The organism is Marivita lacus (assembly GCF_014637725.1).
Classification (GTDB): Bacteria; Pseudomonadota; Alphaproteobacteria; order Rhodobacterales; family Rhodobacteraceae; genus Marivita; species Marivita lacus.
On sequence record NZ_BMFC01000017.1, the window covers coordinates 16,397 to 31,151 of the forward strand.

Genomic DNA, 14,755 nt, shown 5'->3' on the forward strand with positions numbered 1-14,755 from the left:
GGACAGCAGGGTGATGTTGTTGACGCCGCTCAAATCTTTGCTCCATCCGCAAGAACGCCAAGTCGCTTGGCTGCATCCAGCTCGGCGCGGGCGGCCTGAAATTTCAGGTCGAGTTGTTTCTCAAGCGCCCGCAGGAAGGTCTCGTAGACGCTGACCACATCCATCACCTGACGCGTGCCCGCATCATATTGGCGCTGGAAGAGGTCGAGATTGGTCTTGGCCTGTGCTGTCAGCCCTTCGGCCTCGGCGGCTTGCCGCTTCAGCGCGGCGATGCTGCGCTGATCGGCTTCGATGGCGCGGCGCGAGATGTCCTCGGCCTCGGTCACCTTGCGGTCAGCGGTGATCTTGGTGGCTTCGATGGCCTGCAAGGAGGCACCGGTGCCGATGCCGAGCATCTGTTCGGTGTTCACGCTCAGCGCCAGACCTTCGCCGCCATTGCGCACACTGCCCCCGGCGGACAGCCCCGGCAGATGCGCCGCGCGGGCGATCCGGGCCTGCGCCAGTTGCCGGTCGCGTTCCACCTTGGCGCGCAGCACGTCAAGCGACTGGGTTGCAGGGGTTGCCCCCATCCCGCGCAAACCGCGCTGGTCCGCCAGCGACACTGCCGACAGTGCATTCAGCTCGGCCACAGCGCGGGTGGTCTTTTCCCGCGCCGCCGCATCGCGGGCGCGCAGATCCGCCAGCTTTTGTTTCAACACGTTGAGGTCAGAGAAATCCGAAACGCCGCCTTTGACGCGCTCGTTCATGACCCATTCGAACTGGCCCATGTCCCTGAGCGCCTGACCATAGAGGTCTGCCGCAGCACGGCCTTCTTCGGCCTGAAGATACAGGACCAGCCCGTCATGAACCCGGTCATTGCTGCTTTCCGACAATGCCACGGCAGCCAGTTCCACATCGGCCTTGGCAAGATCGCGTTCCGCCTTCTTGCGACCGTTGTCGAACAGCACCTGGTTGATCACCAGGTCGGCCACCAGGTCACCCAGCGATGTCAGCGTGATGCGCGGAGAAATCGTCGGCCACCAGTTCCTCGACGCAGCCTCGGCGCGCAATTGCGCCACCTGCAATTCGGCTTCGGCCACGCGGGCATCGGCGGCCAGCACACCGGCGGCCACCTGCGAATAGGGGCTGCCGGGAGTCAGTACGCTCTGACGTGTCGCCAGCTCTGCAATGATCGGAGACGCCTCTTGCGTCGTGACCGCCATGGATGCGGCAGTCTGTGTCTCGCCTGCGATGTCCGTGGGTGCGTCCGGTTGGGCGGACAGGAACCGCGACACGGTCCCGGCGCCCATGTCCTGCATACATCCCGAAAGAGCCGTTGCCGCAAGCAAAGCCCCTGCCAGTGCCCTTGTCTTCTGCCTCATGTCGATTGAGCCCCCGCCTTTGGCTTCTTTTTGTGTCGGGGCTCGGGCCGTCACCTCAACGGCCCGAACGAAATCATCCTCTTCCTCAGATTGAGACGTTGTTGATGTCCTCGTCGATCAGCAGGGTGGCATCGCCCAGTTCGTAGACGTTGAAGTTCGTGCCATCCTCAAAGCGCGAACCGGTGCGGGCGGCGCCGGTGATCCGGACGGTTTCGTCCGAGTTGCCCAAGACGCGCACCGTGTTGTCCTCGCCGGTAAGTGCAACGATCTGTGCCTCGGTGATGGTCAGCGTTGCCTCTTCGGTGAATTCGAGGTCGATCGTGTCGATCTCCCGACCGCCGATATTGCTGGCAAGGCTCACGTTGCTCCGGCTGACATCCGGGTCGCCAAGCACGACGTAGGTGCCCGTGCTGTTGCCCGCACTGTCGGTCGCGGTGACCACAAGATGGGATCCGTCCGGCACGACATTGTTGAAGGTGTAGCTGGTCTCGCCGGTAAAGCTGTTGTCCTGCTCGTTGAAGGCAACACTCTGCGCACCGCCCGAGCCGACCCGGACGATGGACACGTCATGGTCTGTGGTCTCGAGGATGATCCCGCGAGGCGCCTGGGTTTGATCCCAGGTGACCGCCGTCATGTCCGGCGCATCTGGGGCCACGTTGTCCACCACCATGGTCTCGGTGATGGACCTGGTGTTGCCCGCCCGATCCGTGGCCGCGATCTGGATCGACACGTTCTCGCCATCGGCGGTCGGGATCACGCTCGCGGGAACGGCGACGGACCATGTGCCGCCGCTGACCTGTGCGGTCATGCGCTGGCCACCAATGGTTACTTCGACGGTCGATCCCTGTTCGACCTGCCCGGTCAGGGTAAAGCCCTGCGCCGCTTCGGCTTCGCTCACCACGCCGTCGCTGCCACCCGGCTGGCTGGTCGAGGTCAGCGGCACCACTTCGGTATCCACCTGGAAGGTCTTGGAGGTCGTCGCGGTGTTGCCAGCACGGTCCTGCGTGCTGATCTGGGCGGTGGTGGTGTAGGTGCCATCCGGCAGTTCAAGCGATGTGAAGCGCGCAGTCCAGTTGCCCGCCGCATCGACGGTGGCCGGGCGGCTGACGCCTTCGACCACAACGGTGACCGTCGCACCCGGTTCGGTTGTCCCGCTCAGCGTCACGCCCTGCGTCTGTTCGGCGTCGTTGACGATGTTATCCGCCGTCACGGGGTTCGCGCTGACTGCAAAGTTGCGCACGAAGGTGTCGACCATCACCGTGTCGGAGCGCGTCAGCTCGTTGCCCGCCGCATCCACGGTATAGGCTGTGATCTGCGCCTCGTATTCGCCGGGGCGGATTTCACCCGGTGCATAATTCGCGCGCCAGATGCCGAACCCGTCTGTCTGCACGGTCTTCGTGACGCCATCCAGCGTAACATCGACAGCCTGGAACGGGGTCGAGGTGCCAGTGATCTGAACGCCATCCGACGCTTCGACCTGGTTGATCACATCATCGGTTTCGATCGGAGCCGGGCTGATTGTCAGAAGACCCGCATCGGTGTCGAACACGACGTTTCGGGTCTCGGTGGCCGTGTTGCCCGCAAGATCGGTCGAGCTTGCCGTGAGGATCACCGTCTGTTCGCCCGAAGGCAGTTCATTCGCCGAGAACGTCACCGTCCAGTTGCCGTTCGCATCGACGCTTGCATTGCGGGACGCACCACCGCCCAGCGCAACGGACACCGAAGCGCCCGGTTCGGTCGTGCCGGTCACGGTCATGCCCTGCATCGCCTCTTCGGCGTTCACGATGCCATCGGCACCTCCCGCCTGGCTGGTGATGTCGAAATTGCGCACCCAAGTGTCGAGGACAACCTGCCCGGTTGCGCTGCTGGTGTTGCCCACCTCGTCGGTCGAGGTCGCGTTGATCGTCAGGTTCTGTTCACCGACCGGGATCTCGGTTGCGGTAAAGGTCACGGTCCAATTGCCCTGCGCATCCACGAAGGCAGTGCGCGTGTAGCCGTTCATGTCAACCAAGACGGTCGATCCGGCATCGGTTGTGCCGGTAATCTGCACGCCGTCGGTGCGCTCTTGCGCGTTGATGATGCCGTCTGTTTCGATGGTCGTCGTATTGATCGTCACACCCGAGACCGTGTCGATCTCGATCCCGTCATTGATCGTGGTCGAGTTGTTGAAGCTGTCGGTCGCGATGACGGTGATGTTCTCGATATATTCGCCACGCTCGAAGGTCGAACTGGTGAGCGTCACGCTCCAGTTGCCTGCGGCATCCACATCCGCGACATGGCTGACGCCACCCGCGATGAGCACAACCGTCGCGCCGATCTCGGTGGTGCCTGTGACTGTCGTGCCGCCGTCGAATTCACTGTCTGTGATGATGTCGCCAAATGCCGTGGTGCCGCTGGTGATCGCAACCGGCGGAGGCGTGGTGTCGATGATCACCGTGGGGCCGTCCAGATCGGTTTCGCCGTCCGTGCCCGTGACCTTTACATCCACCTCGTATTCACCATCAGGCGGGAAGTTCGGCCCTTCGAAGACCACTTCCCATGTCCCGTCCGGCCCGGTGGTCGTGGTTTCCGTGTTGTCGCCGATCACGACGACAACCGTGTCGCCCTCGTTCGCGGTGCCGCTGACCAGAACCGTGCGGTCTTCTTCGGTCAGGCCATCGCCACCGATCACGTATTCGCCGTCATTGACGGTCGGAGCCCGAGGGCCGCCGCCTTCGCCCTCGTTGCCAATGAGCCCGCCGCCGCTACCGTCACCGCCGCCGTCACCACTGCCACCGATCACCGCCGCGCCGGTCGCAACCGCAGCACCGCCCGCCAGCCAGGGCAGCATGCCGCCACCCGCCAGAAGTCCCGCCGCCAGCATCGTCACGCCGCCTTCGTTTTCGGCGGCAACGTAATCCGCCGCAACCACATCTGCGCGATCAAAGAAGACAAGAGCGTCGTCCGGGCTCCATTTGCCCCAGGCCGCGACATCGGCGTATTGCGCAAACAGCGCCCCGCCATCCCCTTGGACAAAGGCCACTTCGCTCAGAACGCCGTCCGTGCTCAGGAACAGGCGACTGTTGCCGTCCCGCCCGAAATAATCCTCGAGAACGATCACCCGGCCATCGGCCAGCAGAACATGAAGATCGTTTTCCGCGCGGTCATAACTGCGCAGATCGGACCTGTGAATGTTCAGAGATATTTCGCGGCCATTAGAAGCGTCGATCAGATATCCGAGATCTTCTGCACCAACCACACCACGCTCGACCGCGCCCGCACTTGTACGGACCACGAAATTAATCGCGTTCATAACCACACCACTCTACCTCAAAACCGCCCGTTTTCGGGTTCGGCATATTTTTGCTCTATCTTTTGATAGATGAAAAAAACAATCGGGCAAAGCATAGAATGTGGCGAAATTTCGTTTTTTTCCCCCTAAGCGCAGAGTGTTGCGGGAAAAGCCCGCCCTGAATATGGTCAAATCTGGTCGATCACGCTCCGCGTCATGGCGGAATTTTGCGCAGCGAGCCCCATCCGAACCGCCCATGCACCATCCTCTATTGACACGTCCGGCACACCGCCGTTGCGCACGAGATCGAGGAACCGCGCGTGCTGGTAAAAGGTCGATCCGTTGTGGTCGCCCGCCTCGAGGATCGTAGGATCGACCGGGATATCCACCGCCTGCGGCCCCTTGGGATGGCGCGGGCTGATGATCACCTGCGGCACCGGCGGCGCGCCCAGATGGGTCGGCCAGAATCGCCCCGGCCCCGGAACGAAGGCCTCGATCTTGCCATTCGGCCCAACCGCGCTGATCTCTTCCTGATAGCGCGCGCCTTCGGCATACATGCACAGCTCCAGCATCGCCCGCGCGCCATTGGCGAAATCGACGATCACGTAGGCGCTGTCCCAGATGTCCGGCACCTCGCCGTTGTAGTGCTCGTCCAGATGGTTCACCTCCTGCCCCGCGCTTGCGGTCACGCGCACCGGATCGGACCCGAGGATCAGCCGCATCAGGTCGAAGAAGTGACAGCATTTCTCGACCAGCGTGCCGCCGGTGTTGCGGTTGAAGCGGTTCCAGTCCCCCACCTTGTGCAGGAACGGAAAGCGGTGCTCGCGGATGGTCAGCATCTTGACCCCGCCCGTGGCGCGCTGCACCTCTTCGGCAAAGGTCTGGATCGGCGGCATGTATCGATATTCCATCGCCACCCAGATCGGCGCGGGATAGCTGGCGGCGATCGCCTCGACCCGCGCGATGTCCGCCGCATCGGTATAAAGCGGCTTTTCCATCAAAAGCGGCAGCGGGTTGAGTTCCGCGATCTGCTCCAACGCGTCGATATGGCAGTGGTTCGGGCTGGCCACCAGAAGGCAGTCCAGATCATCGCGTGCCAGCAGATCGGCGATGGAGGATTCCAGCGTGGCACCCGGCACGATCGCCTTGGCCGCCGCCGCCATGATCTCGTCCGGCTCAAAGATCGCCGCCACCCGCGCGCCTTGAAGCAGGGCGATATTGCGCAGATGTTCCTGCCCCATCATGCCGCATCCGATAATGCCGTAATTCACAACGTCCATGGTGGTCCTTGAGGTGATGCGCGCGACGTGGCGCGGTCTAGGTGATGCGCGCCACGTAGCGCGCGACGTCCGTGTTGATCCAGTTCCACGAGGCTTCGGCCGCCTCGCCTTCGGGGCCGTAGCTGACCCGCGTTGCCCGCATGCAGGGCTGCCCGGCGGACGGCCCAAAGGCCGGCGGCGCCCAATCCGGCACCACCGCCAGATCAAGCCGGTCCACCGCCTTGGTGATCCAGAGCCCCAGCGTCTCGCGGTAGTAAAGATAGAGCGACTCGCGAAGTGCAATCGCGTCGATCACATCCGCATAAGACCCGTCCAGCCAGATCTCCTCGAGCACTGCAGGCACATTGTTCAAGCGCCGCAAGCGCCGGATGCGGTGACCCTCGGGTGACGCTCCAAAGCGCGGAAAGCCGTCAGGCTTGACACGCCTGTCCACCGACAAAAGCTCTGCCGTAGGCAGTCCGCCGCCCTCGATCAGTTCGACCCGGAAGAAGGCGTAGACGGAGTGCGCGTCGGGCTTGGCCCGCACGTAATTGCCCGACCCCTGCACACGTTCGAGCAGCCCCTGCACGGTCAATTCATCCAGCGACTTGCGCAGCGTGCCCACGGAAATGCCAAGACGCGCCGCCATCTCCCGCTCGGGAGGGAGGCGTTCGCCATCCACCAGCCGACCAGCCTGAATGTCACGGATCAGCAATTCGCTGATCTGGACGTATTTCGGCAGGGCATGGCTATCGGACATTTCTCGCACCAGCAATTGATACACTATTGATCTACATTTTTGGCGGTGCTACGCAAGAGGAAATGATACGTTGCGGAGACACCTTATGACCATCGTGCCGATCACCTCCCCCGACCTCAATGCGGTCGAGGTGTCGTGGTTTGCGGCCCTGTGTTCCGACGATTACCAGTTCCTCGGCGTGCCCGATGGCAGCCTGCGGTCAAGCTTCGCGCATTGTTCCAACATCGTGAAAGAGGCCGAGGCGCAGGGCTTTCGCAACATCCTGTGCCCGTCCTCCTACCAGGTGGGTCAGGACACGCTGTCCTTTGTCGCCGGTTGCGCACCGATCACCGAACAGATCAACATGCTGGCCGCCGTGCGCTGCGGCGAGATGCAGCCGATCATGCTGGCGCGCACCATCGCGACGCTGGATCACATGCTCGAAGGGCGTCTGACGGTGAACATCATCTCGTCCGATTTTCCCGGCGAAAAGGAAGACAGCAAACTGCGCTACCAGCGGTCCCGCGAAGTGGTCGAAATTCTGAAGCAGGCGTGGACCCAGGACAGCATCACCTACAAGGGCGAGGTTTACGACTTCGACGGCCTGACCACCGATCCCGCGAAACCTTACCAGACCGGCGGGCCGCTGCTTTACTTCGGCGGCTACTCCCCCGATGCGCTGGAACTCTGCGGCCAGCATTGCGATGTCTACCTGATGTGGCCCGAGCCCAAGGATCAGATCGCCCAGCGCATGAAGGATGTGAACGCGGTGGCCGAACGCTATGATCGCACGCTGGATTACGGGTTGCGGGTGCACGTGATCGTCCGCGACACCGAGGCCGAGGCCCGCGACTACGCGCAGCACATCGTCAGCCAGTTGGACGACGATCAGGGCAAGACGATCCGCGAACGGGCGCTTGATGCGACCTCGCTGGGCGTGTCGCACCAGTCGAAAAACCGCGAACTGGCCGACATGGAAGGCTTTGTCGAACCGCATCTGTGGACAGGTGTGGGCCGCGCGCGTTCGGGCTGTGGAGCCGCGCTGGTCGGATCCACCGATCAGGTGCTCAGCGAGTTGGAGCAGTACCAGAAGATGGGCATCCGCGCCTTTATCCTGTCGGGCTATCCGCATCTGGAGGAATGCCGCCACTTCGGCAGCCGCGTATTGCCCAAGATGAAAACAGTGCAACTGAACGAAGCCTATGGGCGCGTGCCGGATGGCACCCCGCTCACTCCGCTTGGTGCCGGGGAGCGCCGCTGATGCCCCGTCGCAAGTCACCAGAAATTAATGTAGAGCGCCCAGATTCTTCTACGAAGAATCTGTTACAGACCAGCGCAAGAAAATTCCGGGGGATACAGCGATGACCATGGACCGCGTCACACTCAACGACGCCCTCGACCTCAGCCGCCTTGTCTATGGCATGTGGCGGCTGGGCGACGATGCCGACACAAGCACGGACCATATCCGCAACAAGATCAGCGCCTGCCTCGATCAGGGCATCACCACGATGGATCAGGCCGACATCTATGGCGGCTACGAGGCCGAGGAGATCCTGGGAAACGCCCTCACACCCGAGCTGCGCAACCGGATCGAAATCGTCACCAAATGCGATATCGTGGCCCCGGTCGGGCGCTATGCCGATGCACGGGCCAAGCATTACGATACCTCCCGCGCGCATATCCTGTCCTCGGTTGATCATTCGCTGCGGCTGATGAAGATCGACCATATCGACCTTCTGCTGATCCACCGCCCCGACCCGCTGATGGACCACCATGAAACAGGCGCGGCACTGGACGAGGTTGTGGCAAGCGGCAAGGTCCGCGCGGTTGGTGTGTCGAACTTCCGCCCCTGGGATTGGGAGCTTCTGCAATCCGGCATGACAACCCAACTGGTCACGAACCAGATCGAGATCAGCCTGCTGCATCACGCGCCCTTCACCAATGGCGATATCGCGTTCCACCAGAAGAACGGCCAGCCGCCGATGGCGTGGTCGCCGCTGGGCGGGGGGGCGCTGTTCGATGGCAAGAACGCCGCGCTGCGCACCGCCCTGAAGACCGTTGGGGAAGATCACGGCGTCGATGAAGCCTCGGTTGCGGTCGCCTGGCTCTTGGCGCATCCCGCGCGCATTCTACCTGTCCTCGGCACCAACAATCTGGACCGGATCGCCCGTATCGGCGATGCTGCCCGCATACAGATCGACCGGGAGACATGGTTTGACCTTTACACCCACGCCCTTGGCCATGAAGTGGCCTGAGACACGCGATGAACGACTTGACCCATAGTTTCGATCCCGCACAGGACAACGCCCGCGAGTATCGCGCGGCGCTTGGCCGTTTCGGAACCGGTGTCACCGTCATCACCTGCGATACAGGTGACGGCCCCCTGGGCATCACGGCCAACAGCTTTGCCAGCGTGTCGCTCGACCCGCCTCTGGTGCTGTGGTCACCCGCGAAATCCTCGAGCCGGTACCCGTTCTTCATGGCGGCGGATCATTTCGCCATCCATGTGGTCGGCGCCGAACAAGCCGAGCTGTGCACGGCGTTTGCGCGCAACGGCAACCCGTTCGACCAGTTCGACTGGGACCGGGGCGATCACGATGTGCCCCTGCTCGACAACTGCCTGAGCCGGTTCGAATGCACCAAGGTGGCCGAACATGACGGCGGCGATCATTCCATCGTCGTGGCCCGCGTGCGCCTTGTGACAACGCGGGACGGAGACCCGCTCCTGTTTTTCAGTGGACGCTACGGAGGCTTTACGGAACCGACATAAACCGCCCCGATAACAGCAAAAAACGGGGCCACCGGCAGGGAGGCCGGTGTGGGAGAGGGAGGAGGCCGCATGGCCATTTTGCTGGGGCTTCTGGCTCCGTTTCAGATGTTCAACGACGTTGTGCTGCGCTTGGGCCGTGGCATTGCCATCGTTGCCATCGGCCTGATGGTCTGCGCCATCCTTCTGCAGGTGTTCTGTCGCTACGTTCTGGGCGACGCCCTGCCCTGGCCCGAAGAGGCCGCGATTTTCCTGATGCTCTGGATGACCGCCGTCATCGCGCCCTCGGCCTATCGCCGGGGCGGGTTCGTGGCGCTGGAGATCCTGTCCTCCGCCCTGCCCAAACGCGGTGCCGCCGTGCTGGCGCTGCTCCTGCTGCTGATCTCGGGCATGGTGCTCTATATCGGGGCGCAGATGGGGCTGAGCGAAATGTCCGGCCTTGCCGGCAAGTTCAAGAGCGCGTCGCTCAAATACCCGACACCGGATGGCTGGGTGAAGATGCCGAACTCCTGGCAGATCGCCTCCCTTGTGACCGGGCTCTGGCTGCTGTTCATCGTCAATATCGAATTGATCCTGCGCAATCTCATCACCCTGGCCGGAGGAGAAGACCGCTTGCGCTCCAACCTCGACGCCGAATTGACGGTGGAATAATCCCATGCTGGTCTGGTTCCTGCCCTTGTTCCTGCTGTTCCTGATGATCGGCCTGCCGGTGTTCTTCGGCATGCTGGCCGCCCCCGGCCTGCTGCTCTGGCTCAACGGTCAGGACCGCGACCTGATCCTGCTCTATCGCAACGTCTATAACGGCATGGCCAGCTTTCCGCTGATGGCGATCCCGTTCTTCATGCTGGCGGGCGAATTGATGAACCGGGGCGGCATCACCATGCGGCTGGTGGAATTCAGCCAGGCGATGATGGGCCATTTCCGCGGCGGCCTCGCGCATGTGAACGTGCTGTCCTCGATGCTGTTCGCGGGTCTGTCCGGCTCGGCCGTCGCCGACACCTCTGCGCTGGGGTCGATGCTGATCCCGGCGATGCAAAAAGAAGGCTACACCCGCAAATTCGCCGCCGCGATCACCGCTGCCAGTTCCGTCATCGGCCCGATCATCCCGCCCTCGGGCATCATGATCATCTACGCCTACGTGATGGGCGAGTCGGTCGCGGCGCTGTTCCTTGCAGGCATCATCCCCGGCATCCTCGTGGGCATCGGCCTGATGATCATGGTCAAGGTGATGGCCGACAAATACGATTTTCCCGCATCGCGCAGCAAAGCAAGCTGGGGCGAACGCGGTCAGGCGTCGCTCAAGGCGTTCTTCCCGCTGATGACGCCGGTGATCATCCTCGGCGGCATCCTCGGCGGTGTCTTCACCCCGACCGAGGCGGCGGCCGTGGCGGTGGGTTATGCGATCATCGTCGGCATGTTCATCCTGCGCACCCTGACGCTGCGCGACCTGCCCGACGTCTTCATGCGCGCCGCCATGACATCGGCCACCGTGCTGCTGCTCGTCGGCGCCGCGATGGCGTTCAAGACGGTGGTGTCGCTGTCGCACACGCCGGAAATCCTGGCCGAGTTCGTGCTGGGCCTCAGCGAGAACCCGTTGATCCTGCTGTTCCTGATCAACCTGCTGCTCTTCGTCGTGGGCATGTTCCTCGATGCGGGTCCCGCGATCATCATCCTTGGTCCGATCCTCGGGCCGATCTTTGTCGACCTGGGCGTCGATCCGATCCACTTCGCCATCATCATGTCCGTCAACCTGACCGTGGGGCTGGCCACACCGCCGATGGGGCTGGTGCTGTTCGTCGCGTCCAGCGTGTCGGGCGAACGGGTCGAGACCATCTCCAAGGCGATCCTGCCGTTTCTGGCGGTGGAGATCGTGGTCATTTTCCTGATAACCTTCATCCCCGAGATATCCATGACCATTCCGCGGCTCACCGGGTTCGCGGACTGACATCTGCGGGTCACATGGCCCGTGTAACCGACCCAAGAAAGCAACAGGGAGAACACCAATGCTCAAAGGTCTTACCACAGCGGCGCTGACAGCCGCCCTTCTCGCCGGGAGCGCGATCACCGCAGCGGCGCAGGATTTCACCATCCGGGCGACAGCGAACTCGAACGAGAACGACGAGGATTACGACGGTCTCGTGGTCTTCAAGAACCATGTCGAGAACGCCTCGAACGGGCGCATCGCGGTCGAGCTGTTCATCGGCACGCAGCTGTGCTCGGGCGGCGCGGAATGCCTTCAAGGTGTGTCCGACGGCTCCATCGACGTGTTCGTGACAACTTCGGGCGGTGCCGCGGGCATCTTCCCCTATGTGCAGGTGCTCGACCTGCCCTACCTGATGTCAGATGATCGCGTGGCGGAACACGTGCTGTCGGGGGATTTCACCCGCACCATGCGCGAGATGGCGCTTGAGGATTCGGGTGACACAATCCGCATCATGACCATCGGCAACACCGGCGGCTGGCGCAACTTCGCCAACACGCAGCGCCGCGTGACCCAGCCCTCCGACCTCGAAGGTCTCAAGATGCGCACCGTGGTGGCCGACCTGCCGCAGGAACTGGTCAAGGTGCTGGGCGCATCGCCCACCCCGATCAGCTGGCCCGAGCTGTTCACCTCGCTGCAGACCGGGGTTGTCGACGGCACCAAGAATGGCATCACCGACATCATGAGCATGAAGTTCCCGGATGCGGGCCTTCAGTACCTGACGCTGGACGGTCACGCCTACATGGGCGCGATCTGGGTGATGAACAACGAAAAGTTCATGTCCATGCCCGAGGACATGCGCCGCGTCGTGGTGGACGGCTTTGCAGCGCTCCAGCAGGCGACATTCGCGTCACCCAAGCGCAAGTCGATCACGGCCTATGAGGAATTCGTGGCCGGTGGCGGCGACCTGTACGTGCCGACCATCGAGGAAAAGGAAGCTTTCCGCGTTGCCGCAGCACCGGTGTTCGACTGGTTCCAGGCGAATGTCGATGGCGGCCCGGAAATCTATGAAGCCCTGACCAAGGCCGTGGCCGAAGCCGAAGCCGATCTGGCCGCGGAATATGAGGCCGATCTGAACTGATCCGGTTCTGAACGCAGGATCTGGCCTCGGAGGACACTCCGGGGCCTTTTTCGTTTGGGGCGGGTGGGCATGCCGGGCTGAAGCCCGGCCTACGGGTTTGGGTCCGGTCGGGACTGATCCCGCCGGTCTTTTAATCGTAGGCCGAGCATCTGCCCGGCTTCGCATCCATGTCTTTCAAGAAAGAAGCGGCGCCGCCCCGTTGGGCCTGACGGTTCTCTCAAATCCCCGATTGAACGGGCGACCTGTCCTCCGGGGCTGCCGGAGACTGTAAAGACCGGTCTCTCAAGGTCAGCCTTCCGGCAGTTGAGAGAAATGTCAGTGTCGTGTCGCGGCATGGGAGTGACCCTTCCCGCTCAAAGCGCTTTGTGGGCTGGGATATGGGGGATGGTTGGTTAAGGTTTGGGAAATGGGGCGTGCGATGGGGTTTGGGCGTAGGGTGCGTGAAATCACGCACCCTACAGCTCACACAAAATCCGCCACACTCCTGCCACTTGCCGCTGTTATCCCAGTCCGCAACATTCACCGAAACGGGTAGAGCCAGACCCTGTAGTCCTCCACGAGCTGTTGCGCATGTTCGATCTGTTCCGGCGTCATCTTCTTGACCACTTCCCCGATCGAGATCGCCGCGTCGGGGTCGCCTCCGATGGCGCTGAGCTGATACCACAGAAACGCGCGGACGAGATCGGGCGCGGGCAGGCCCTGACCGGTCTCGTAGTGCCGACCGACGCCCGATTGCGCGCCCGGATGGCCCTTAATCGCGGCGCGCAGGTGCCACTCAAAGGCGCGGACATGGTCCTGCTCGACGCCACGACCCAGCGCGTACATGGCGCCGATCAGGTCCTCGGCCTCGGCATTGCCCGACCGGGCGGCGGGCCAGAGCGCGTCATACGCCTCTTCAAAGCGGCCCTCTTCCATCAGGTCGCGGGCATCTTCGATATCGGCCTGCGCGGATGTGGCCAGCAGGCAACAGGCAAACATCCAATGGGTCAGCTTCATCTTGGTTTGCTCGTCTCTTTGTCTCTGGCCGCGCCAGCCGTGGCACACCCGATCAGCGCCGAAGATTTCATGGCCTTCGATGCCGATCAGGCGCGGCTGGGTCAACTGTTGTTCTACGACAAGATCCTGAGTGGAAACAGGAATATCTCGTGCGGAACCTGCCATCATCACGACCTTGGCGGCACGGACGGTCTGTCCTTGGGAATTGGCGAGGGCGGTGTCGGGCTTGGGCCGCGGCGCACGCCCGGTGACGGACCGGACCGGATCGCCAAGCGTATTCCGCGCAACGCGCCGGCGCTGTGGAACCTCGGGCACAAGGACGTGCGGGTGCTCTTTCATGACGGCCGGCTCGAGGTGTCGGAGATCTACGGCAACGGCTTTGACAGCCCGGCCGAGGCATTTCTGCCACAGGGCTTGGACACGATCCTTGCCGCGCAGGCGCTGTTCCCGCTGACCGCGCAGTTCGAGATGGCGGGCAACGTGGGCGAGAACGAGGTGATCGGCGCAGTGATGGACCGGGTCGATCTGGGCTGGCCGATCCTGGCCAAGCGGGTGCGCACGATCCCCGAATACGGCGAAATGTTCGTGCAGGCCTTTGACCACATCGACCGCCCCGAAGAGGTGACCATCGTCGAGATCGGCAATGCGCTGGCGGCCTTCATCGGCACCGAATGGGCGAATTACGACAGCCCCTATGATGCGTTCCTGACAGACGGCACTCCCCTGCCCACCGATGCGGAACGCGGGCGGCAGTTGTTCTTTGGCGCGGCGCGCTGTGCGCAATGCCACAACGGGCCGTTGCTGAGCGATCAGGATTTCCACGCGATGGCGCTGCCGCCGTTCGGGCCGGGACGCACAAGGAAGTGGGATCCGATCCCGCGCGATGTGGGGCGGATGGGCGCGACGGATGACCTTGATGATGCGTACCGCTTTCGCACCCCCGCGCTGCGCAACGTCGCACTGACCGCGCCTTACGGGCATAACGGCGCCTATACGAGCTTGCGCGACATGGTGCGCCACATGGCTGACCCGGTGTCGATGCGCGCGGGCTGGACGCCGGAGCGGGCCGCGTTGCCCGATGTGCCCTGGTTGCAAAAGATCGATTTCATCATCCAGTCCGACCGGCTGGAACTGCAACGCCAGACCGACACGCTGGATGTGCGCCCGGTGTCGCTGACCGATACCGAGGTGGACGATATCGTGGCGTTTCTAGAAAGCCTAACCGGGGCGACCGCGCTGACACGCCCGCTTGGCCGTCCTGCGCATGTGCCAAGTGGGTTGCCCGTGGACTGAGCGCCTT

The 14,755-nt window shown here is 62.9% G+C and carries 12 protein-coding genes; 7 read left to right on the forward strand and 5 right to left on the reverse strand.

Going from position 1 to position 14,755, the window contains the following annotated elements:
* Positions 1–29 precede the first annotated feature (29 nt).
* The 4 genes from IEV82_RS20445 to IEV82_RS20460 form a co-directional block, all read right to left on the reverse strand.
* A complete protein-coding gene (locus IEV82_RS20445; protein ID WP_188483939.1) occupies positions 30–1,361 on the reverse strand; it encodes a TolC family protein in 1,332 nt (443 codons plus the stop codon).
* Positions 1,362–1,446: 85 nt separating this feature from the next.
* The gene (locus IEV82_RS20450; RefSeq protein ID WP_188483940.1) at positions 1,447–4,653 is read right to left on the reverse strand and encodes an Ig-like domain-containing protein; all 3,207 of its coding nucleotides are present in this window, start codon (positions 4,651–4,653) and stop codon (positions 1,447–1,449) included.
* Positions 4,654–4,820: 167 nt separating this feature from the next.
* On the reverse strand, positions 4,821–5,912 hold the full coding sequence (locus IEV82_RS20455; protein WP_188483941.1) for a Gfo/Idh/MocA family protein: 1,092 nt from the start codon (positions 5,910–5,912) through the stop codon (positions 4,821–4,823).
* Positions 5,913–5,949: 37 nt separating this feature from the next.
* A complete protein-coding gene (locus IEV82_RS20460) occupies positions 5,950–6,651 on the reverse strand; it encodes a GntR family transcriptional regulator (protein WP_188483942.1) in 702 nt (233 codons plus the stop codon).
* Positions 6,652–6,736: 85 nt separating this feature from the next.
* Here IEV82_RS20460 and IEV82_RS20465 point away from each other — a divergent pair, with 85 nt between their 5' ends.
* The 6 genes from IEV82_RS20465 (at position 6,737) to IEV82_RS20490 (ending at position 12,459) form a co-directional block, all read left to right on the forward strand.
* On the forward strand, positions 6,737–7,891 hold the full coding sequence (locus IEV82_RS20465) for an LLM class flavin-dependent oxidoreductase (protein ID WP_188483943.1): 1,155 nt from the start codon (positions 6,737–6,739) through the stop codon (positions 7,889–7,891).
* 106 nt (positions 7,892–7,997) lie between these two features.
* On the forward strand, positions 7,998–8,885 hold the full coding sequence (locus IEV82_RS20470; RefSeq protein ID WP_188483986.1) for an aldo/keto reductase: 888 nt from the start codon (positions 7,998–8,000) through the stop codon (positions 8,883–8,885).
* An 8-nt stretch (positions 8,886–8,893) separates the two neighbouring features.
* Entirely contained in the window at positions 8,894–9,400 is a 507-nt protein-coding gene (locus IEV82_RS20475; protein WP_188483944.1) for a flavin reductase family protein, read from the forward strand.
* A 69-nt stretch (positions 9,401–9,469) separates the two neighbouring features.
* Positions 9,470–10,048, forward strand: coding sequence for a TRAP transporter small permease (locus IEV82_RS20480; RefSeq protein WP_188483945.1), 579 nt, complete (start codon positions 9,470–9,472; stop codon positions 10,046–10,048).
* A gap of 4 nt (positions 10,049–10,052) precedes the next feature.
* Positions 10,053–11,342 (forward strand): TRAP transporter large permease, encoded by a 1,290-nt coding sequence (locus IEV82_RS20485; protein ID WP_188483946.1) that lies wholly within the window; start codon positions 10,053–10,055, stop codon positions 11,340–11,342.
* Positions 11,343–11,400: 58 nt separating this feature from the next.
* The gene (locus IEV82_RS20490) at positions 11,401–12,459 is read left to right on the forward strand and encodes a TRAP transporter substrate-binding protein (protein WP_188483947.1); all 1,059 of its coding nucleotides are present in this window, start codon (positions 11,401–11,403) and stop codon (positions 12,457–12,459) included.
* Positions 12,460–12,978: 519 nt separating this feature from the next.
* Here the strand turns inward: IEV82_RS20490 and IEV82_RS20495 are convergent.
* Positions 12,979–13,455: a tetratricopeptide repeat protein gene (locus tag IEV82_RS20495; protein WP_188483948.1), complete on the reverse strand. Its 477-nt coding sequence runs from the start codon at positions 13,453–13,455 to the stop codon at positions 12,979–12,981.
* On the opposite strand from IEV82_RS20495, the gene IEV82_RS20500 reads away from it, so the two are divergent.
* Positions 13,441–14,748, forward strand: coding sequence for a cytochrome-c peroxidase (locus IEV82_RS20500; RefSeq protein WP_188483949.1), 1,308 nt, complete (start codon positions 13,441–13,443; stop codon positions 14,746–14,748). The two genes, IEV82_RS20495 and IEV82_RS20500, sit on opposite strands and share 15 nt — an antisense overlap.
* The last annotated feature ends 7 nt before the right edge of the window (positions 14,749–14,755 follow it).